This is a genomic window from Micromonospora sp. D93 (assembly GCF_018070365.1).
GTDB classification, from domain to species: domain Bacteria; phylum Actinomycetota; class Actinomycetes; order Mycobacteriales; family Micromonosporaceae; genus Micromonospora; species Micromonospora ureilytica.
This window is the reverse complement of sequence record NZ_JAGPXW010000002.1, coordinates 185,050-205,896: the sequence shown is the minus strand read 5'-3', so window position 1 is coordinate 205,896 and position 20,847 is coordinate 185,050. Positions and strand designations below refer to the sequence as shown.

Here is a 20,847-nt window from a genome sequence, read left to right as displayed (position 1 = left end):
GACGCTGCCGATCGTAGGAGGCGCGGCTGCGGGTGTCACCGACAGTGCCAGGCGTGTCGTCCGAGTAGCCGACCCCGCCCGACCCCATGGCGACGCCACCGTCGCCGGAACGCCAGGGCATGCCGCGGTGGCTGAAACGGGCGTGGACGCGGCTCTAGACCGTGTTCACGGCTCCACGCGGCGGAGGATGTCCGGCAGGTGCTCGGGCAGCGCCACGGTGCGCAGATCTGCCAGCACGGCGTCCAGTAGCCGGGTGACGCGGGGTTGGTCGCGGCCGGCCCGGCGGATGTCGTCGATCGCCACCGCGAGGAAGCTGTCGAAGCTCTGCGGTGTGGCGTGGACCCGGAGCGTGCCGTCGTCGTCGCGCACGAGCCACGGATGCTGGGGCCGTCCGGCGAGACGACGCAGCAGGTCGTGGGCCTCCTGGATGGCCCGCACGGCGGTCGTGGTGTCGTTGAGACCGGGGGAGAGGGCCCGTTCGGCGATGTCGGCGAGCTGGCGAAGACCGAACCCGACGTCCTGACCTGCCTGTCGTTCCACCGCCAGGGTCACGGCGGCGCGTACCCGCGCCTCGGGCACTGGTGGAGGCGGCGCCGCGTCGGTGGCGTGCACGGCCACGAGCGGCTGCCCGGCGACGACGAAATCCCCCGGTGTGGGCAGGACCGAGAAGGCGCAGGCGTGGGTTCGGGCGAGCCGGGCGAGCCTGCGCATATCGATGTCGTCGACCAGGCCGGGCCCGGACGCGGTGATCACCCTGACGGGCGGTGGCAGCTGTACCGGTGTCTCCCGCGCTCCCGTACGGGAGATGTGCTCGTCGATGCTGCGGCGCGTCTGTGTGCCGATGGCGGCGACGATGTGCGACACCCGCATGATCGACGTGATGTGGTGCAGGTAGTAGAGGAAGAGGCCACTACTGACCAGCACGAGGATCATCGCGACGGCGAGGGACAGCTCCGGCAGCCGGACGCTGGATCGGTCGGGCAGCGCGGCGAGCACGACCATGGCGAACAGTGCCGTGGCCAGGAAGGTGCCGAGGGCGAACTGGGTCACGCGGTCCTGCAGGAAGGTGCGCAGCACCCGTGGCGAGTACTGGCTGCTGGCCAGTTGCAGGGCGACCACCGTTATCGAGAAGACGAGCGCGGTGAACGAGATCATCGCGGTGATGATCGACGACAACAGGGACCGGGCGCCGGCCAGGCCGCTGGGCAGGATGTTGCCGAAGGGCAGACCGACCTGCAGCTCCAGCACGGACAGACCGATCGCCAGCAGGATGGCTCCCGCCACGCATGCCGCTGGGACGGGCCAGAAGCTGGTCCGCAGGGCCGCCAGGCGGGATTTCACTGTGTGCGGAGCGCCCGTCATCCCTTCCGGTATGCCCACTGCGTCCGCGTCTATGCATTATCGGAACCGGATGCCTGCCCGTGCCGTCAAGTGGTGCGGACGGGGTGCTGGACGGGGTATGACCGGTCCATGTGGCTCAACGACCCCTCCGACCTGCTCCGCCTCACGCTGATCGCGATACTGACCTATCCGGCTCTGGTGACGCTCCTGCGCGTCTCCGGCAAACGGACCCTGTCGAAGCTGAACGCCTTCGACCTGGTGGTCACCGTAGCGCTGGGCTCGACCCTGGCGACGATCCTGCTCTCCCGCAGCGTCTCGCTGGTCGAGGGTCTGCTGGCTCTGTCGCTGCTGGTAGCGCTCCAGTACGTGGCCGCGTTCCTGGCCGTGCGCTGGCCACCGTCGCAGCGGCTGCTGAAGTCGGCGCCCACGATGCTCCTACGCGATGGTGTGCTGCGGCACGACGTGCTGCGGCGGGTGCGCATCTCGGACAGCGAGATCCGGCAGGCGGCGCGGAGCCAGGGGCACGGGGACCTGAGCCGGCTGGCGGCTGTCGTCCTGGAGACCGACGGCAGCCTGAGCGTCATTGGCCGGGGCTCGTGCGGTGACGGGAGCGCCCTGACCGACGTCCACGGAAGGTGAGTCAACCGGCGAGGCGCTGCCTGGCTCGCTGCGGTCACGCCGCAAGCTGAGACCCGTCGCCGGGTTTCGAGTCCGCTTCGGCCGGACACCGGTACTTCGGGTAGCAGACCGGGGGAGGGAGAAACATGAACCTGGGGACAGCCCCACCGGTGGTCACCGTGGTCGGGCCGGCACGCCACCCGGTGCGGGGGTCGGCGCTGGCACGGCTGCTGCGCACCACCGACGCCAAGCAGATCGGCATCATGTACCTGACCACGGCGTTCGGCTTCTTCCTGGTGGGTGGCCTGTTGGCGCTGATCATGCGTGCCGAACTGGCTCGGCCGGGCATGCAGATGCTCTCGCCCGAGCAGTACAACCAGCTTTTCACCATGCACGGGACGATCATGCTGCTGTTGTTCGCCACGCCCATCGTGTTCGCCTTCGCCAACTACCTGGTGCCGTTGCAGATCGGCGCGCCGGACGTGGCGTTCCCGCGGCTCAACGCGTTCGCGTACTGGCTCTACCTGTTCGGTGGGCTGCTGGTGTTGGGCGGTTTCGTCGCCCCGGGCGGCGCGGCCGACTTCGGTTGGACGGCATACCAGCCGCTGGCCTCGGCGACGCACTCTCCTGGCCCGGGCGCGAACATGTGGCTGGTCGGGCTGGTCGTGTCGGGGCTTGGCACCATTCTCGGTGCGGTCAACCTGATCACCACCGTGCTGTGCCTGCGGGCACCCGGCATGACCATGTTCCGGATGCCCATCCTCACCTGGAACATCCTGGTCACCGCGGTGCTGGTGATCCTGGTGTTTCCCCTGCTGGCCGCAGCGCTGCTCGCCTCGCTCGCCGACCGCGAGCTGGGCGCGCACGTGTACGACCCCGGCACCGGCGGGCCGCTGTTGTGGCAGCACCTGTTCTGGTTCTTCGGACATCCCGAGGTCTACATCGTGGCACTGCCGTTCTTCGGCATCATCACCGAGGTCATTCCGGTCTTCTCGCGTAAGCCTCTCTTCGGCTATCGGGGTCTCGTCGCGGCGACCCTCGGCATCGCGGCTCTGTCGATGAGCGTCTGGGCGCATCACATGTTCGCCACCGGTCAGGTGCTGTTGCCCTTCTTCAGCTTCCTCAGCTATCTCATCGCTGTGCCCACCGGGATCAAGTTCTTCAACTGGATCGGCACCATGTGGAAGGGGCAGCTCACCTTTGAGACGCCGATGCTGTTCGCTGTCGGTTTCCTGGTCACCTTTTTGCTGGGTGGGCTTACCGGGGTGCTGCTCGCGAGCCCACCCGTCGACTTTCACGTGCACGACTCATATTTCGTGGTGGCGCACTTCCACTACGTGTTGTTCGGCACGATCGTGTTCGCGGTCTTCGCGGGCGTCTACTTCTGGTTTCCCAAGATGTTCGGCCGGATGCTGGACGACCGCCTGGGCAAGGTGCACTTCTGGCTCACCATGATCGGGTTCCACACGACCTTCCTGGTCCAGCACTGGTTGGGCAACGAGGGTATGCCTCGCCGGTACGTCGACTATCTGCCGCAGGACGGCTTTACCACGCTGAACACCGTCTCGACCATTGGCTCGTTCCTCCTCGGCGTCTCGGTGCTGCCGTTCCTGTGGAACGTATGGCGGTCCTACCGGTTCGGCGCGGTGGTGCGGGAGGCGGACCCGTGGGGCCATGGGCTCTCGTTGGAGTGGGTCACCAGCTCGCCGCCGCCGCTGCGTAACTTCGACCGGATGCCCCGCATCCGTTCTGAGCGGCCGGCGTACGACCTGCGCCAGGAGCGGGCTGGAGCAGCACTGCCCGGACAGCGGCAGAGCCACGACTGAGTCGGCGGCCTGCAGGACAGGGGAAAACCAGCGGGCCGCGTGGTCGGCTGGCAGGGTGGGGACATCGAACGGTGCGAGGAGGGCCAGGTGCGGGAGTACCTGCCGTTGGCGACGATGCTCGGGCTGGCCGCGGCCCTCGTCGGCACGCTCCACCTCGTGCACCTGCGGACCGCGGTGCGCGCCGATCCACTGACGACCGGGCCCTTCCTGTCCGGGATGGCCCCGCGTGAGCATGCCGTCTCGCGTTTCCACGCCCGCTGGTACGCGGTCACCCTGCTCTTTCTCGCCTTCGACGTCGAAATGTTGTTCATGTATCCGTGGGCGGTGGTGGTCGCCCAGGTCGGCACTCCCGCCGTGGTGGAGATGTTCGTCTTCCTGGGTCTGCTGCTGACCGGCGTGGTCTACGCCTGGCGGGAGGGGGCACTGCGATGGGCGTGATCGGTGGCAGCCTGGCCGGGTGGGCGCTCCGCCGGCCGCATCTGCTTCTCGCGGCGGTGCCCGGTGCCACCGCCGTCCGGCTCGCCGTCGAGGCGGAGGCCCGCCGCCACGGCTGGTCGCAGGCGACATCGCCGGCTGACGCCGACCTTCTGGTGGTGGCCGGCGAGCCCGGCACGGAGCTGGCTGGCGCGGTCGACCGGGTGTGGGACCAGTTTCCGGGGCCGCGGGCCCGCGTCCAGGTGGTCGACGCCCAGGACGCGGCCGCCGCGCTGCGGGAGGCCGCCCAACGGCTCCACGATTGCGGCGGTGGCGGGCAGGGGCAGCACGACGGCGGCCACGAGGGCCACGGTGGCATGTCGATGCCCGGCGGGCTGATGATGGCCAAGCGGGCGAACGACCGGGACGGGCTGAAACTCGACGCGCTTCATCTCGCGCTCGGGCCGGTGCTGGTGGACTGGCCCGCCGGGCTGGTCGTCGAGCTGACCGTGCAGGGTGACGTGGTGCAGGCTGCCACCGGTCGGGTGCTGCCACCGGCGCAGCCGGTCGAAGGTTCGTACTGGGACGTGGGCGATGCCGACACTCGACGTCGTCGGCATGCCGCCGCCCACCTCGATTCCCTCGGCCGTCTCTGGGCGGTGGCCGGGTGGGAGGGCGGTGCGGAGGCCGTCCGGGGGCTGCGGGACGAGGTGGTCGGCGGGATGCCGGTCGTCGAGGCGTACCGCCGCTTTCGGACCCTCGACCGGCGGGCCCGGCGCTCCCGCGCCCTGCGCTGGGCCACCGACGGCCTCGGGATGCTGGATGCCACCCGGGCCCGTGGGGCCGGGGTCACCGGCCCGGCGGCGCGGTCCGCGGAGGCGGGCGGTGACGTGACCGCGCGCTGGCGGTGTTGGCTGGCCGAGACCGGCAGGCTGTTGGCCGGTGGTGAGCCGGCCGACGTCGGACCGCGGGGTGGGCCGGTCGGAGGCGCGCCCGCCTCCGCAGCTCTGCTGACGGAGGCGACGCGCCTCATGGTCGGGCTCGACCTGGCGGCCGCCCGACTGGTGCTGGCCTCCTTCGACCCGGACTCGGACGAGTTGCTGACTGTCGGGGTCCGGCGTTGACCGCCGGGCCGTGGTGGGGTGCGCTGCCGGCCGCCGGCGTCCTGCTGGGCCTGACGGTGGCCGGGGCGGTCCTGGACGCGGTCCTGGCGCCGGCCGGCGTGGAGAGCCTGCGGGGTCGGGCCGGGCGTCCCCTGTGGGAGGCGGCGCGCCTGCTCCGCCAGCGGCGTCGCAGGATCCTGGCCGCGGACCTGCTGCTGTGGCGGCTAGGGCTGGCCGTCCCCCTCGTGGTGGCTCTGCTCATGGTGGCGGTGGTGCCGTTCGGCGATCGGGTCGCGGCGGATCCGTCTGTGGGGGTGGTGTGGTTCAACGCGATGGATGTGCTGCTCTGGGCGGCGGTGTGGTTGGCGGGTTGGGGTGCCAACAGCGTCTACGGCCTGGTCGGTGGCTACCGGTTCCTGGCGCAGGCGCTCGGTTACGAGCTGCCGCTGATGTTCGCGCTAACCGCGCCGGCGGTGGCGGCCGGAAGCCTGCGGGTCGCGGACGTGGTGGCCGCGCAACGCGGTCTGTGGTTCGTGGTCTGGATGCCGGTGGCGTTTCTGGTCTTCATCGCCGCGGTGTCGGCGTTCAGTGTCTCCGGGCCGTTCAGCTATCCGTCCGGGCGGGACATCGCCGGTGGAATCCTGGCCGAGCCGTCCGGAGTTGACCGGCTGGTGCTGCTGACCGGCCGGTACGCGTTGCTGGCGGCCGGCGCGGCGATGGCTGTGGCGTTGTTTCTCGGTGGGGGAGCGGGACCGCTGCTGCCCGGGTGGCTGTGGAGCCTGCTGAAGACGGTGGCCCTGCTGGCGTGCCTGGTGGCGTTGCGCCGGCGGATGCCGGTGCTGCGCGCCGACCGGACGATGCGACTGGCCTGGCTCGTGGTGCTGCCGGCCACGCTCGCGCAGGTGCTCGTGGTAGCCGTGGTCGCGGTGAAAGGAGCCTGAGATGACGGTCGTCGTCTTCGTCATGCTGGCGCTGGTCGCGGTGGCGTCCGGCATCGCCGTGTTCCGGGTGGATTCGATGGCCCGGGCCACGTTCGCGCTCGCGCTGTCGTTCGTGGCGGTCGGCGGTGAGCTGCTCCTGCTCGACCTCGGCTATCTCGGGGTGGTGACCGTGCTGATGATGGTCATGGAGATGGCGATCATGGCCGTCTTCATGATCATGTTCATGATGAACCCGGCCGGTCTGATGCCGATGTCCATGCTGCACAACCGGCGGGGAGCGCTCGTGCTCTCGGTGGCCACCTTCCTCGTGCTGGCCGCCGGCGCGCTGTTCGTGCCCTGGCCCACCCGCCGCGGCGCGCCGCCCGACGACCCCACGCACGCACTGGGCCTGGCCGTGATGGGCTCGAAGATGCTGGTGATGATGGCGGTCTCCGCCGTCCTCTTCGCCACCATGATCGCCGGGCTGGTGCTCGCCACCACCCGGGGCCGCTACGACGCGGAACCGGCCGTCGGCGAGCGGCAGGCATCACCGTCATGACCCTGCCCATGTTCCTGCTGCTCGCCGCCGCTCTGATCAGCGTCGGCCTGTACGGCGCGCTCAGCCAACAGGCCGTGGTCATGGTCATGATGGGTCTGGAACTCATGATCAACGGGGTGATCGTGGCGGCCGCGGCCCTCTGGTGGTTCCTGGCCCCCCAGCAGCCCGACGGACAGGTTCTCGTCCTGGTGGTGATCGCCGCGATGACCGTGGAGATGGCGATGGGCTTCGCCGTGGTGACCCTGCTGTTCCGCGCCAGCGACACGGACATGACCGACATGGCCGGAGAGCTGAAGGGATGAGCGCCGCACTGTGGTGCCTCGTCGCCCTGCCGGCCCTGGCCGGCGGCGCGCTGTTGCTCGCCGGCCGGCGGGCCGAACGGGCCGCACCGGGTACGGCGCTCGTGGTCGCCGCGCTGGTGACCGTGCTGGCCGGGCTGGTTGCCGTCACCCGACCGGCGGTCGACGCCCCGTTCCTGGCCGGGGCGCGCTGGGGACTGGCCGTCGACGGGCTCGCCGCGCTCGTCGTACCGACGGTCGCCGCAGTGGCGCTGCTGGTGCTGGCGTACGCCGCCACCGAGATCCACCGGGACCGGTCCCGGTTCCACGGGCTGATGCTGCTCTTCCTCGCGGCCGTGCTGCTCACCGCCACCGCGACCACAGTGCCCGTGCTGCTCGTGGGGTGGGAGGTCATGGGCGCCATGTCGTACGCGCTCATCGCCCACCACTGGCGGCGGGCCGACGCGGTGACCGCCGGGGCCACCGCCTTCCTCACCACCCGGCTCGGTGACCTCGGGCTCTACCTCGCCGCCGGCGCCGCGCTGGCCGGTGCGGGCGCTCTCGACCTGGCGGGACTGGGCGCGCTGCCCGCAGGCTGGCGGGACCTGGCCGCGGCCGGTGTGCTCGCCGCCGGCTTCGGCAAGGCCGCGCAGCTGCCCTTCTCGTTCTGGCTGTCGCGCGCCATGCTCGGCCCGAGCCCGGTCAGCGCGCTGCTGCACTCGGCGGCCATGGTGGCGATGGGCGGCTACCTGCTCGTGCGGCTGCACCCGTTGCTCGCGGCCACCGGCTGGGCGGTGGACGTGGCCGCGTGGGGCGGTGCGCTCACCGCTCTCGCCCTCGGTGCGGTCGCGCTCGCCCAGGCCGACCTCAAACAGTTGCTCGCCGCGTCCACCAGTGCCCAACTCGGGTACGTGGTGCTCGGCGCCGCCGTGGCACCCGCCGGGGCGGTCGTCCACCTGGTCGCGCACGCCGCCACCAAGGCGCTGCTCTTCCTCGCCGCCGGTGCCTGGCTGACCGCGCTGGGCACCCGGCGGTTGTCGGCCCTGCGGGGCGCCGGGCGTCGCTATCCGCTGGTGGGCGTGACCTTCGCGGTGGGCGCGCTGGCGCTGGCCGGGGTGCCGCCGCTGGCGTTGTGGGCCACCAAGGACGAGGTGCTCGCCGGGGCCCGCGAGCGCTCACCGGCGCTGTACCTCGTCGGCCTGGCCGGCGCGCTGCTCGCGGCTCTCTACGCTGGCCGGGCGCTCGGCCTGATCCTGCGCCCGGCGCCACCTGACGCGAAGTCCGGCTATGACACGGAACGCGCCGGCACCCGTGCGGTAAGCGTCGGACAGCGGCTGCCGCTGCTGCCCCTGGCGGTCGGGGCGACAGTGCTGGGCGCCCTGGCGCTGCCGCCCCTGTCCGGCATTGTGGCGCAGACCGTCGGGCTGGGGCTGGCCCCACCGACCCGGGCCGCCGAGCTGGCCCTGTCCGGTCTGCTCGCCGTGGCCGGGGTGGCGCTGGCCGTCGCGGCACCGGCCCGGCTGTCCGCCCCCGGCTGGGCCCGCCGCTGGCTGGGGCTCGAAACGGCCGCGCATCTGCTGGTGGTCCGACCGACGCTTGCGCTGGCCCGGACCCTGGCCCGGTTCGACGACCACGTGCTCGACCGGGCGGTGCACGCCGTGCCGCGTGCGGTCAGCGTCGCCGCCGTTGGCCTGGCCCGGTTCGACGACGCCGTGCTCGACGAGGGGGTGACCGCCACGGCGGGCGGGACCGGTCGGCTGGCCGCCGTGCTGGCCCGAGTCGATGAGCAGGGGGTGGACGCCGGGGTGCGTCGGATCGCCGCCCAGGCCCGCCGGCTGGGCGCGCTCGCCCGACGGCCACAGACCGGCTTGGTCCACCAGTACTACGTCCAGGTCGTCGTCGCACTGGCCGCCGCCGTGCTGATCCTGCTGCTGGCGAGGTGACCGATGCTCACCCTGATCGTCTTCGCGCCGCTCGCCGTGGCGGTGGTCCTCTTGCTGTGGCGGGGGCTACCGGATCGGGCGGTGTCCTGGATCTGGATCGCGGTCAGCGCTGCGGAGGTCGTCGCGGTCCTCGGGGCCTGGTGGGCGTACCCGGGCACCGGGATCGCGTACGAGACGAATCGGCCCTGGGTGCCCGGGGCCGGCGCCGGCTACCACATCGGCGTGGACGGCCTGTCCCTGCCGTTGCTCGCGCTCACCACCGTCGTCTTCGCGGCCTGTGCCGTCTACTCCCTGCGCCGCCAGCACCGGCCCCGCCAGTTCGCCGCCCTCTTCCTCGCCCTGCAGACCACCTGCCTCGGGCTGTTCGTCGCACTCGACCTGATCCTGTTCTTCGTCTTCTTCGACCTGTCCATCGTGGGCATGTATGCGGTCATCGCCGGCTGGGGACACGGGCCCGACCACCGCCGCTCGGCGCTGAAGTTCTTCCTCTACACGTTCCTCGGCTCGCTGGCCCTGCTGCTGGGGTTCATCGGAATCTACGTATCTGCCCGGCCACACACCTTCGACATCGTGGCGCTGACCCGCGATCCGGCCACCGGCGGAGTCACGGGCGGCCTGGTGCTGCTCGCCGTGCTGCTCGGGCTGGCGATCAAGACACCGACGTTCCCGTTCCACACCTGGCTCCCGCCGGCGCACACCGACGCGCCGGCCGCCGGGTCGGCCGTGCTCGCCGGCATCCTGCTGAAGATGGGCACGTACGGGTTCGTCCGGATCGCCATGCCGTTGCTGCCCGACGCCTGGCGGCGGTACGCGTGGGCGATCGTCGTGGTCGGCGTGGTGAGCGTGCTGTACGGAGCGCTGGTGGCGCTCGCCCAGACCAACTTCAAGCGGATGGTCGCGTACACCTCGGTCAATCACATGGGCTACATCGTGCTGGCCGTCGGCGCGGCCGGTCTGGTCGCCGGGTCGGACGCGCAGGCCCGTGCCGTAGCGGTGACCGGGGCGGTCACCCAGATGGTCAGCCACGGGCTGCTCACCTCCGCGCTGTTCCTGCTCGCCGGTGTGCTCTACGACCGTGGCGGCACCTACCGGATGGACGACTACGGCGGGCTGGCCGGGGACACCCCACGGTTCGCCGCACTGACCGCGGTGGCCGCGTTCGCCAGCCTCGGCCTGCCCGGCTTCAGCGGATTCATCGCCGAGTTCCAGATCTTCGCCGGCAGCCTCGGCTCCGCGCCGGTCGCGGTGGCGCTGGCGCTGCCCGGCATCCTCATCACGGCCGCGCTGTTCCTCTGGGCGTTGCACCGGGTCTTCCTCGGCCCGGCCCGGCACCACCTGCCCGCGCCCGCCGACATCACGCCCGCCGAGGCGACCGCCGTGCTGCCCCTGTTGGCGCTGTCGCTGCTCATCGGGGTCTTCCCCCGGCTGCTGCTCGACGTGGTGGAGCCCGCCGCCCGTACGGTGACCGACCTGGTGAGCCGGTGAACGAGCACCCCCTCGCTCTGCTGCCGGAGTTGCTCCTGCTGGCCGGCGCGGTCACCACCCTGCTCACCGGTGTGTTCCTGCCCCGACGGCGGCAGTGGGTGGCCCGACTGGTCGCCTGCGGCGCGCTGCTCGCCGCCGTGGCGGCCACCCTGCCGGCGCTCGGCGAGCAGGGCACCATCTACGCCCACAGCTACGCCTTGGACGCCGCCACCACGACGGCCCGGCTGCTGATCCCCCTGGCGGCGCTGATCGTCGTCGGCATCGCCGCCGGCCGGGTCGGCGGCAACCGGCGGGAGACCGAGTTCTACGTGCTGATCCTGCTCGCCACGCTCGGCGCGGTGCTGCTCGTCGGGGCGTCGGACCTGCTGCTGCTGGCCGTGGCGTACCTGCTGTCGTCGATTCCGTTGTCCGGGCTGGCCGGCTGGGGTCGTGACCGGCGTGGAGCCGAAGCCGCCCTGAAGCTCTATCTGGTGGGCGCGCTGGCCGGTGTCGGCCTGCTTGCGGGCGTGGCCCTGTTGACAGCGGTGGCCGGCGGAAAGAGCGACTACGACGGGCTGCGTGTCGGCTTGGCTGTGGCGCCGTCCGCAGCCGTCGCGGTCGGGGTCGTCGGCGTGTTGGCGGGGCTGCTGTTCAAGATCGGTGCCGTGCCCGTCCACTTCTGGGTGCCCGACGCCGTGCAGGGCGCCACGATTCCGGCCGGCGCGCTGCTCACCACCATTCCCAAGATCGGTGGCTTGCTCGCCGCGTACCGGCTGTTCGCCGTCGCGATCCCCGCCGACGTGGTCGACTGGCCGCTGCTCGTCGCGGTGCTCGCGGCCGTCACCATGACGCTTGGCAACTTCGCGGCCTTCGGCCAGTCCGACCCGCGCCGGCTGCTCGCCTACTCCACCGTCGCCCAGGTGGGATACCTGCTGATGGCCGTCGCGGTCGCCGGCCGCGCCGAGCGGGCGCTGCCCGCCCTGCTCGTCTACCTGGTCGCGTACGCGGTCACGAACCTGGGGGCGTTCGCGGTGCTGGCCGCCGAGCCACACGACCGGCTCGACGACTACCGGGGCCTGGCCGGACGCCGACCCTGGCTCGCCGCCGCGCTGGTGATCTGCCTGCTGGGCCTCGTCGGCACCCCACCCACGGCGGTCTTCGCGGGAAAGCTGACAGTTTTCACCGCCGCCTGGGACGGCGGGCTCGCCTGGCTGGTCGTCGTCGCCGCGCTCAACACCGTGGCCAGCCTCTTCTACTACCTGCGGTGGCTGGTGCCCGCATTCACCTGGCCCGCCGGCCCTGACCGGACGGAGGCGGTCGGTCGGGACCGCACACTGGCCGCCACGGGGGCGGTCACCGCGCTGGCGGCGCTGGTCGGCGCGGTCGGCGCGGTGCCGCTATACCGGCTCGTGGAGCAGACGCTGCAGCGCTGAGATCACACGGCCGTCCGTCGTCGGTCACTTAGCGACCGACCTCGTTGAGCACGGCGTGCAGCCGTTGGCGTGCCCTCCGCAGGGCCGGCGAGAAGGGCAGCGCATCCAGCAGCGGGTCGGCGGTGGCGAGATCACGGCGCAGCCGGTCGCGTACCGTCCCGTCGGCCTGGGCGAGCAGGCTGCCGTACGCGTCGAGCACCTGGACGGCGGTCATGTGCTGCTGGGACTCGTGCGACACGATCAGCAGCGAGTAGAACACGTCCAGCAGCCGATCGAGGTCGTCATCCGGATACACCACGGCCAGCCGGCCCTCCACGTCCGGCACGTCCTCGGCCAACCAGCGCGCGGCGACGTCCTGCAAGGAGTGGATGGCCCGCCGGGCTGTCTCGGGATTGTGCTTGGCCGTCGACCCACTCGTCCAGGCGATGTTCGCCAGTTCGTCGATTCCCGTGGTGGCGTCGGTGTCCAGGTCGGGGGTGGCGCCGATGACGACGGCAGCCCGTACCTCGTCGGCGACCCGTTCGGCGTCGGATCGGTGGTCGTCCCGGACGGTCGCGACGATGTCACCGAAGGCGAGGTGGCCGCCGAGGGTGACGTGCAGGCGGATCTCCGCCCGGGGGACCTGGCGCAGGGCACGGCCGAGCCGACGCAGGTCGATCCGGGTGACGTAACCCGTGACGGTGCTGCGGTAGGTGGCGGTCACCGGGTGCGGGGAGGTCTCCTCGCGGCGGGTGTGCATGATCAGCGGTAGTTCCCGGTGGCGGGCGCGCAGCGTCCGGTCGCGGATCTGGCGCAGCACGTTCACCGGCCGCATCTGGTCGATGGTGGTGTAAACCAGCACCAGCAGGCCGACCAGTGCGATTGCGGTCAGCAGGGTGGCGAGGGCAGCACCGATCACCGGCGCGGTGTCATCGGGTACGGCGGTCACGACGACGTACGCGTACAGGGTGAGCCCGACGAAGAAGCCCAGGAGGACCTGGTTGCCCCGCCGGCGCACGAACTGGTCGAACACCACCGGGGACAGGCTCGTGGCGGTCTGCTGCACGGCCAGCAGCAGCACCGAGAAGGTGATGGAGGTGAGCGTCACCAGACCGGTGGCGACCGCCTGTAGCGCCGTGGTCGCAGAGTCCCGCCCGATCACGGTGCCGAGCAGGGATCGGAACCGGTCTACCACGGGGGCGTGGGCCTGATCGGCGACAATCGACGCCACCGCCAGGACCAGGAACCCGGCGACGACGAGCAGGGGAACGCCGGCGAACTCGCGCACGGCGCGGACCACACGCTGAGCGGCCCGGTTCCCGGTGCCGCCGGAGGCCGCCGTCCGCAGGTCCACCCTGGTCATCCATCGACCTCCGTCGTCCGCTTCCGGCGTCAACCGTCCCGGTATTGCGACCCGGTCCGCTATCGGCGGCGCTTGCGGCGATGCCCCTGCTGACGCGCGGCGAGCACCCCGGCGACACACGTCGTGACGACGATGCCGGCGAACGGCAGGTACGCCAGAGCCCTCTTCACGCCTGCGCCTCCTCTGCCTTTCGGGCGGCAAGCCGCTCCCGCTGCGGTGCCACCGTGTACTTCGGGTCGAGGGAGGAGGCCACTCCGGCGGTGAAGATGCCGAACCGGGTGCAGATGGCGGCGCCCAGGAATGCCGCACCGGCCATGGCGCTGACCGGCCGGCTGCGGTGGCCGGCGATCGCCAGTGCCGCGCCGCCGATGCTCAGCGCCTTACCCAGCCGCATCAGCCGGCCGCCCGTGCCGGTCCGCAGGGGTTCGGCGGCCAGGCCGAGGCGGCGTTCCATCCGGCGCGTCGCGGCCAGCTCGACGGCCGCGCCGAGCACGGCGGCCCGCCGGGCCGGGCCGGCTTCGGCGGTCGGCGCCACCAGCAGCCCGAGGCCGCCGGCGGAGGCGGCGGCGGAGCCGACGAACACCGCCGGCAGTTCCCGGTACGCCTCGTGCCAGGTGGGCACCGCGGTGTTGGCGATCAGTGCGGCGGTGTACGACGCGACCGCCGGCCCCACCAGTGCCGCGCCCGCCGTGCCGACCCGCCCGAGCCCTGGCAGCCAGCCGGTCACCGCGCTGCCCGCTGCCAGAACGGCGAGCGGGCCGTAGGTGGCGAGCAGCCAGGAGCCCATGCTCATCGGCGAGCTGGGCTTGCACACCCGGAGCATGTTGATGAACCTCTTCGGCCGCCCCAGGTCGTGGATCAGCGCGTACAGCGATCCGCCGAGGGCCCCGGCGGCGCCCGCCTTCAGCCCGGCGGCGAGCCGGTGCCGGCCGGTCAGTTCCGCGGTGGCGGCCAGGGTGGACGAGGCGCCGGCCAGGCCGCCGAGGAAGAGGTACCCGGCGATGTCGGGCGCCTTCCAGGTGGGCGGGTTGAGCACCGGCAGGCCGTAGTAGGACGTGAACTCGGCCTTGGGCACCATGAGCCGCTCACCGCGCTGCTTGCGGCGCCACCGGCCGGACGAGCCGACCACCGCCTCCCGTTCGGCGGGCAGGTCCGGGTGCCCGTCGAGGCGGACGTCGACCTGGTTCACTGGCGTCCTCCGCTGATGGTCACGGCGAGCAGCCCGACGAGCAGCCCGGCTGCCGCCACGCCGACCCGCCGCCACATCGCCGGCAGGTCCCGGGTGGTGACGACCGGGTCCGGTGGCAGGCCGTACACCTCAGGTTCGTCGAGCAGCAGGAAGAAGGCGCCCGCGCCGCCCACGCCGTCGTCGGGGTCGTCGCCGTAGAGGCGGGCGCTGGTCACGCCCGCATCCCGCAGTTGACGGACCCGCTTGTCGGCCCGCTCGCGTAGCTCGTCCAGCTCACCGAACTGGATGGAGTCGGTGGGGCAGCTCTTGGCGCAGGCTGGTTCCTGGCCGACGGACAACCGGTCGTAGCAGAGGGTGCACTTCCACACCCGCCCGTCGTCCTTGCGCTGGTCGATGACCCCGTACGGGCAGGCGGGCACGCAGTAGCCGCACCCGTTGCAGATGTCCTCCTGCACCACCACCGTGCCGAACTCGGTGCGGAACAGACTGCCGGTGGGACAGACGTCTAGGCAGGCCGCGTGGGTGCAGTGCTTGCACACGTCGCTGGCCATCAGCCAGCGGAACTCCATGTCCCGGGCGGAGCCGACGTGGCCGTCCGGCGGGTGGGAGGTGGGCATGCCGAGCGAGACAGGCGTGCGCCCGGCCGCCGCAGCCGCCAGCCCCGTCGGCAGTTCGGCGTCGGCGAGGTTCGTCTCCTGCCGCCCGAGCCTCGTGGGCTGCTCCACGAACGCCACGTGCCGCCAGGTGTCTGCGCCGAGCCCCACGGTGTTGTCGTAGGACATGCCGGTGAACGTGAGGCCGTCCTCGGGAATGGTGTTCCACTCCTTGCAGGCCACCTCGCACGCCTTGCAACCGATGCAGACGCTGGTGTCGGTGAAGAAGCCCATTCGTGCGGGGTGGGCGTCGTAGCCGCTGGCGGTCGCCGGGTCGAGGCCGTGTTCGGCCGCCTCGCGCAGGTCGAATCCCATCACCTCACGCCTCCGTTCCGGTCAGTTCGGTGATGCCGGCGCGGGCCTGATACTCGCGGACCAGGGCTGGGCGGGCGGGGCCTCGCGGGCGGCGACCGGGCCGGATGTCGGCGGAGAACGCCTTGACCTCCTGGATGTGCGAGTTCGGGTCGAGTGACACCGAGGACAACTCGTTGGCGGCGTCGCCGCGGCTGTAGCCGTTCGGCCCCCAGTGGAACGGCAGGCCGATCTGGTGGATGACACGGCCGTCCACCCGCAGCGGGGCCATCCGTTCGGTGACCAGGACCCGGGCCTCGATTGCGTTGCGGGCCGTGATGATGGTGGCCCAGCCGCAGTGTTCCAGTCCACGTTCCACGGCCAGTTCCGGCGAGACCTCGCAGAAGAACTCCGGTTGCAGCTCGGCCAGGTACGGGGTGCGTCGGCTCATCCCGCCGGCGGTGAAATGTTCGGTTAGCCGGTAGGTCGTCACCACGTACGGGAACACCTCCGCGCCCTTCTGCCGCCCGCTGGGCTGGTAGCGGTTGTGCTCGTGCGGGTAGAGCAGGCGGGCCGGGTTGCGTTGCTGGCCGTAGAGCGGGTTGTCGACGGGGGAGTCCTGCGGCTCGTAGTGGGTGGGCATCGGCCCGTCGGCGACGCCGACGGGCACGTAGAGCCAGCCAAGCCCGTCGGCCTGCATGATGAACGGATCGGTGCCCTTGAGCGCGGCCACTCCGGTGGCACCCTCGGGTGGCTGGTAGTCGGGGCGCTTGGTGGGCTCCATGTCCGGCACGTCGTAGCCCGTCCAGCGGCCGGCGTCCTCATCCCACCAGACCAGTTTCTTGCGTTCGCTCCATGGCCGCCCGTCGGGTCGGGCGGAGGCGCGGTTGTAGAGCAGCCGCCGGTTGTCCGGCCAGGCCCACGCCCACTCCTGTGCGATCCAGTTTTGTTCCTCGGCGGGCTTGCGCCGCGCGGCCTGGTTGACGCCGTCCTTGTAGACGCCGCAGTAGATCCAGCAGCCGCAGGCGGTAGAGCCGTCGTCTTTGAGCGCGATGTAGCCGGGAAGGGAGTGGCCTTTGGCGTCCCAGCCGTTGATTTCGGCGAGGACCGCCTCGGCCGAGGGTTCGGCCACATTTCCCTCGGTGGGATAGTCCCAGGTGAGGTCGAGGATGGGTCGGTCCGCCGGGTCGGTGGAGCCGGCGAGCTTGGCCCGGATGATGCGGCCCAGGTGATACATGAACCACAGGTCGCTGCGTCGGTCGCCGTCCGGCTCGACGGCCTGGTGGTGCCACTGGAGCATCCGATTGGTGTTGGTGAAGGTCCCGGACTTCTCGGTGTGGGCGGCGGCGGGCAGGAAGAAGACCTCGGTGGCGATGTCCTCCGTGCGCAGTTCCCCGGACTCGATCTCCGGGCCGTCCTTCCACCACGTGACGCTCTCGATGAGGTTGAAGTCGCGGACCACCAGCCAGTCGAGTTTGGCCATGCCCATCCGCTGGAGCTTGGCGTTGGCGGAGCCGACGGCCGGGTTCTCGCCGAGCAGGAAGTAGCCCTTGCAGGTCCCGGCGAGCTGCTCCATGACGGTGTCGTAGGTGCTGTGGCTGCCGGTGAGCCTGGGCAGGTAGTTGAAGCAGAACTGGTTCTCCGGCGTGGCCGCCGGTCCCCACCAGGCTTTCATGAGGCTCACCATGTAGGACTTCATGTTGGCCCAGTAGCCCTTCTTGGCGGCGTCGGCCTTGATGAAGTCGTCCAGGGTCTCGCCGCCGTGAGCGTGGGGCATCGGAATGTAGCCGGGCAGCAGGTTGAACAGGGTGGGGATGTCGGTGGAGCCCTGGATGCTGGCGTGGCCGCGTAGCGCCTGGATGCCGCCGCCGGGGCGACCGATGTTGCCGAGTAGCAGTTGCAGGACGCTGGCGGCCCGGATGAACTGGGATCCGTCGGAGTGCTGGGTCCAGCCGACCGCGTAGATGAACTCGCTGGTCCGCTCCGGGCCGGAGTTCTCCACCAGGTGCTGGCACACCTGGATGAAGACGGCTGGCGGGATGCCGCAGATCCGTTCCACCATCTCGGGGGTGTAGCGGGCGTAGTGCCGCTTGAGGATCTGGTAGACGCAGCGCGGGTGCTGCAGGGTGACGTCCTGGCGGGGTTCGCCGTTGAGGGCGGCGCCGCCGGAGCCGTGCTTCTCGCCCCTCCCGGTAGAGGCGCCGGAGGTACGCTGCCCGTACTCGGTGTCGCGTTTTCCGGAGGAAGAGACCACGGAGACACCCTCGTACTGCCAGCTCTGCTCCGAGTAGACGTGCTGCTCCGGGTCGAAGCCGGAGAAGAGCCCGTCGAGGTCCTCGGTGTCGCGGAAGTCCTCGCGGATGATGGTCGCCGCGTTGGTGTACGCCAGCACGTACTCCCGAAAGTCCTTCTCCTCGGTCAGGACGTGGTTGATGATGCCACCGAGGAAGGCCACATCCGTGCCAGCCCGGATCGGCACGTGCAGGTCGGCCAGCGCGCTGGTGCGGGTGAACCGAGGGTCGACGTGGATGACGACCGCCCCACGCGCCTTCGCCTTCATGATCCATTGAAAGCCGACAGGGTGGGCCTCGGCGTAGTTGGAGCCCTCGATGATGATGCAGTCGGAGTGCTGGGCGTCCTGCATGAAGGTGGTCGCCCCGCCGCGGCCGAACGAGGTGCCGAGCCCGATGACAGTGGAGCTGTGACAGACCCGGGCCTGGTTCTCGATCTGGACCATGCCGAGAGCGGTGAACAACTTCTTGATGAGGTAGTTCTCCTCGTTGTCCAGCGTTGCGCCGCCCAGGCTGGCGATGCCCATCGTGCGGGAGACCCGCTTGCCGTTCTCCTCGGCCCGCCAGGTCTCCCGCCGGGTGCGGATCACCCGGTCGGCGATCATGTCCATTGCGGTGTCGAGGTCGAGATCCTGCCATTCGGTGGCGTGCGGGGGGCGGTACCGGACCGTGCGGAGCCGACCGGAGTCGGTGGTGAGCTGCAGCGACGCGGCGCCCTTGGGGCAGAGTCGGCCGCGGCTGATCGGCGAGTCGGGGTCACCTTCGATCTGTACGACCCGGTCGTTCTGCACGTAGACGTTCTGGGCGCAGCCGACGGCGCAGTAGGGGCAGATGGACTTCACCACCTTTTCCGCGCTCGCGGTGCGGGCGGTGAGGGACGAACTCGCCGACGACTTCGCTGCCGCGCCCCGCCCGTACGGGTCGTTGCCGGTGAGCTGCCGCCAGACAGGCCATCCACTCAGAGAGATCCTGGCCATCGATCCTGCCCTTCCCTCGGCCCGATCAGCTCGCGCTGTGTGTGTGGGCGTCCTGCATCTGGTGGTCCTCGGCGGCGCGTCGCCGCACCCACTCGTGCACCCGCTCGGACGAGGTGGGGTTGACCTCCCGGTCGTTGACCAGGCGTTGCGTTCGCGACGGCAGGATTCCTGGTCGCTCCCGCCGCTCGCGGGTGACCGTGTCGCCGTTGTCCGCCGGCACTCCCGTGGCGATCAGGTACGCCTGCCCGGCGGGGATGCCGAGGATTCGCCCGACCTCCGGGTATCCGTGTCCCTGGTCGAGCAGCCGCAGTACCTGATCCTTGTCGGGCATGACCAAAGCCTCCTAACGGGTCAATCCTGGCATCAACTGCTGCTTGGCCCGTGCCACTTGCCGGATCCTGGCGAGGTGCTGATCGCTGGTTAGCGCGATTCGGCCGGCGGGTAGCGGACCGGGTGCGCCGGCGATGGAGGACGGGCCGCTCGAACGTGGGGAGGTGGCGGTGACGGAGTTCGCGCTCTACGTGGCGGTGCTGGGCAGCGTCGCGGTCCTCGCCGTGCTCTCCAACCGGCTCGCTGACCGGCTGCGGGTGCCGGCGCCAGCGCTGTTCCTGTTCGCCGCGGCGATCGCCAGCGACGTGTACCCGAAGCTCAGCGAACTGTCGCTGCACACCGTCCGGCACCTGGTCGAGATCGCCCTGGTGCTGGTGCTCTTTAGCGGCGGCATGAACATGGGGTGGCGGCGACTACGGCCGTCGCTCGGGCCGGTCGCCTTGGTCGGTGTGGTGGGAACCCTGCTGACCGCCGGTGTGTTGGCCCTGACCCTGCGATGGGTGTTCGGCTTCGACTGGCTCGCCGCGCTGCTCGTCGGCACCGCGCTGTCACCCACCGACCCCGCCGCCGTGTTCTCGGTGCTGGGCCGGCGCACCGTGGTGGGACGCAGCGGCACCATTCTCGAGGGCGAGTCTGGCGCGAACGACCCGGTCGGGATCGCCCTGATGGTCAGCCTGCTCGCGGCGGGAACGGCGGGTGGGTGGTCCGCGGTCTCGGCGGGCGCTGGGGAGTTCGCACTCCAACTCGTGGTAGGGACGGCGGTGGGCCTTGCCGGTGGTTGGTTGATCCTGCTGCTGATGCGCCGGGTGGCCCTGCCCGACGAAAGTCTCTACCCGCTGCAGGTCCTTTTCGCCGCCGCGGCCGTCTACGGTGCGGCGACGCTTGCCCGCGGCTCCGGCTTCCTGGCGGTGTTCCTCGCCGGCATCGTCGTCGGCGATGCCCAGGCGCCGTTCAAGCGGGAGATCCAACGCTTCCACGGCGCGATGGCCAGCCTCGGCGAGATCCTGGCCTTCGGTCTGCTCGGACTGATCGTGTCACTGCGCAGCATGGTCACCGAGAACGCCTGGCTGATCGGTTTGGCGCTGGCACTGCTGTTGACCTTCGTGATCCGGCCACTGATCGTCGGCGGTCTGCTCACCGCCGTGCGACTGCGCTGGGGGGAGCGCGTCTTCATCGTCTGGTCCGGGCTGAAGGGCGCGGTGCCCATCCTGCTGGGCACCTTCATCCTCACCGCCGATCTGGAGCAGGATCTGCGGTTGTTCGACATCATCTTCGCCGTGGTGGCCTTCTCGATCGTGGTGCAGGGCGGGCTGGTGCCGTTGGTCGCGCGCTGGTGCCGGGTGCCGATGCGAACGACGCCGCTGCAACCCTGGGCGGTCGGCATCCGGCTGCAGGGCGAACCCGTGGGCCTGCGGCACTACACCATCGCGGCCGGAGCTCCCGCTGACGGCCGCCCGCTGTTCGAGTTGAGCCGCGATGAGGGGGTGTGGGTCAGTCTGGTGGCGCGGGAGGGTGACCAGCTCCAACTCGGCCGGGAGACGGTGCTGCGGGCCGGCGACGAGGTGCTGGTGGCCGGCGGGGAGCAGCCCGCGGCGAAGTGGATCTTCACCGGCGTGACCGACTGAGGCGTTTCGGCGGCCAAGCGCCGGGTAGAGCCCTGCGGGCAATCCGGAGAGGGCGGTGGGGGCATGAACCTCGGCAAGGTCGGCGACATGGTGGTGGGCACGGCGGGCGATCTGGCCGGCGCCGTGGTCGACCCGAGAGCCGGGATGGGCAAGCTGCGCTCCGCGCTCACCTCCCGGGCGGTGATCACGCTGACCGCCGGTCTGCTCGTCGGTTATCTGGTCGCCCGGTCGAAGCGGCGATCCTGAGCTG

At 71.0% G+C, this 20,847-nt stretch carries 17 protein-coding genes and 1 pseudogene; 12 read left to right on the top strand and 6 right to left on the bottom strand.

Annotation, left to right across the window (positions count from 1 at the left end):
- Positions 1-165: 165 nt before the first annotated feature.
- Positions 166-1,362 (bottom strand): DUF2254 domain-containing protein, encoded by a 1,197-nt coding sequence (locus tag KBX71_RS03050; RefSeq protein ID WP_247682841.1) that lies wholly within the window; start codon positions 1,360-1,362, stop codon positions 166-168.
- 108 nt (positions 1,363-1,470) lie between these two features.
- Here KBX71_RS03050 and KBX71_RS03045 point away from each other — a divergent pair, with 108 nt between their 5' ends.
- The 10 genes and pseudogenes from KBX71_RS03045 to KBX71_RS03000 all read left to right on the top strand — a co-directional run bounded on the left by KBX71_RS03045 (position 1,471) and on the right by KBX71_RS03000 (position 11,899).
- Complete coding sequence (locus KBX71_RS03045; RefSeq protein ID WP_210816410.1) at positions 1,471-1,980, top strand: DUF421 domain-containing protein; 510 nt, start codon at positions 1,471-1,473, stop codon at positions 1,978-1,980.
- A gap of 125 nt (positions 1,981-2,105) precedes the next feature.
- Positions 2,106-3,764: pseudogene (gene ctaD / locus KBX71_RS03040) on the top strand (cytochrome c oxidase subunit I); the annotation flags it as partial.
- Positions 3,765-3,899: 135 nt separating this feature from the next.
- Positions 3,900-4,223, top strand: a complete 324-nt coding sequence (locus tag KBX71_RS03035) for an NADH-quinone oxidoreductase subunit A (RefSeq protein WP_210816644.1) — start codon at positions 3,900-3,902, stop codon at positions 4,221-4,223.
- Positions 4,214-5,323, top strand: a complete 1,110-nt coding sequence (locus tag KBX71_RS03030; RefSeq protein ID WP_210816408.1) for a hypothetical protein — start codon at positions 4,214-4,216, stop codon at positions 5,321-5,323. The genes KBX71_RS03035 and KBX71_RS03030 overlap by 10 nt, the downstream gene beginning before the upstream one ends.
- Positions 5,320-6,243 carry an NADH-quinone oxidoreductase subunit H gene (locus KBX71_RS03025; protein ID WP_210816407.1) on the top strand — a complete coding sequence of 308 codons (924 nt, stop codon included), beginning with the start codon at positions 5,320-5,322 and terminating at the stop codon, positions 6,241-6,243. The genes KBX71_RS03030 and KBX71_RS03025 overlap by 4 nt, the downstream gene beginning before the upstream one ends.
- 1 nt (position 6,244) lies before the next feature.
- Positions 6,245-6,781, top strand: coding sequence for an NADH-quinone oxidoreductase subunit J (locus tag KBX71_RS03020; protein ID WP_210816406.1), 537 nt, complete (start codon positions 6,245-6,247; stop codon positions 6,779-6,781).
- Entirely contained in the window at positions 6,778-7,083 is a 306-nt protein-coding gene (locus KBX71_RS03015; protein ID WP_210816405.1) for an NADH-quinone oxidoreductase subunit K, read from the top strand. Before KBX71_RS03020 ends, KBX71_RS03015 begins: the two co-directional genes overlap by 4 nt.
- Entirely contained in the window at positions 7,080-9,002 is a 1,923-nt protein-coding gene (locus tag KBX71_RS03010; RefSeq protein ID WP_210816404.1) for a proton-conducting transporter membrane subunit, read from the top strand. Before KBX71_RS03015 ends, KBX71_RS03010 begins: the two co-directional genes overlap by 4 nt.
- 3 nt (positions 9,003-9,005) lie before the next feature.
- Positions 9,006-10,487: a NuoM family protein gene (locus KBX71_RS03005; RefSeq protein WP_210816403.1), complete on the top strand. Its 1,482-nt coding sequence runs from the start codon at positions 9,006-9,008 to the stop codon at positions 10,485-10,487.
- Positions 10,484-11,899 carry an NADH-quinone oxidoreductase subunit N gene (locus tag KBX71_RS03000; RefSeq protein WP_307846940.1) on the top strand — a complete coding sequence of 472 codons (1,416 nt, stop codon included), beginning with the start codon at positions 10,484-10,486 and terminating at the stop codon, positions 11,897-11,899. The genes KBX71_RS03005 and KBX71_RS03000 overlap by 4 nt, the downstream gene beginning before the upstream one ends.
- A gap of 28 nt (positions 11,900-11,927) precedes the next feature.
- On the opposite strand, the gene KBX71_RS02995 is transcribed toward KBX71_RS03000, so the two are convergent.
- From KBX71_RS02995 to KBX71_RS02975, 5 genes are all read right to left on the bottom strand, one after another.
- Entirely contained in the window at positions 11,928-13,241 is a 1,314-nt protein-coding gene (locus KBX71_RS02995) for a DUF2254 family protein (protein WP_210816402.1), read from the bottom strand.
- Between the two features lie 166 nt (positions 13,242-13,407).
- The gene (gene nrfD, locus KBX71_RS02990; protein WP_307846939.1) at positions 13,408-14,430 is read right to left on the bottom strand and encodes an NrfD/PsrC family molybdoenzyme membrane anchor subunit; all 1,023 of its coding nucleotides are present in this window, start codon (positions 14,428-14,430) and stop codon (positions 13,408-13,410) included.
- Positions 14,427-15,398 (bottom strand): 4Fe-4S dicluster domain-containing protein, encoded by a 972-nt coding sequence (locus KBX71_RS02985; RefSeq protein ID WP_210816641.1) that lies wholly within the window; start codon positions 15,396-15,398, stop codon positions 14,427-14,429. The genes nrfD and KBX71_RS02985 overlap by 4 nt, the downstream gene beginning before the upstream one ends.
- Before the next feature lie 4 nt (positions 15,399-15,402).
- Positions 15,403-18,642 carry a formate dehydrogenase gene (fdh, locus tag KBX71_RS02980; RefSeq protein WP_210816401.1) on the bottom strand — a complete coding sequence of 1,080 codons (3,240 nt, stop codon included), beginning with the start codon at positions 18,640-18,642 and terminating at the stop codon, positions 15,403-15,405.
- Positions 18,643-18,667: 25 nt separating this feature from the next.
- Complete coding sequence (locus tag KBX71_RS02975) at positions 18,668-18,973, bottom strand: hypothetical protein (RefSeq protein WP_210816400.1); 306 nt, start codon at positions 18,971-18,973, stop codon at positions 18,668-18,670.
- Positions 18,974-19,106: 133 nt separating this feature from the next.
- Here KBX71_RS02975 and KBX71_RS02970 point away from each other — a divergent pair, with 133 nt between their 5' ends.
- Complete coding sequence (locus KBX71_RS02970) at positions 19,107-20,597, top strand: cation:proton antiporter (RefSeq protein ID WP_210816399.1); 1,491 nt, start codon at positions 19,107-19,109, stop codon at positions 20,595-20,597.
- A gap of 63 nt (positions 20,598-20,660) precedes the next feature.
- Positions 20,661-20,843 (top strand): hypothetical protein, encoded by a 183-nt coding sequence (locus KBX71_RS02965; protein ID WP_210816398.1) that lies wholly within the window; start codon positions 20,661-20,663, stop codon positions 20,841-20,843.
- Positions 20,844-20,847: the final 4 nt, after the last annotated feature.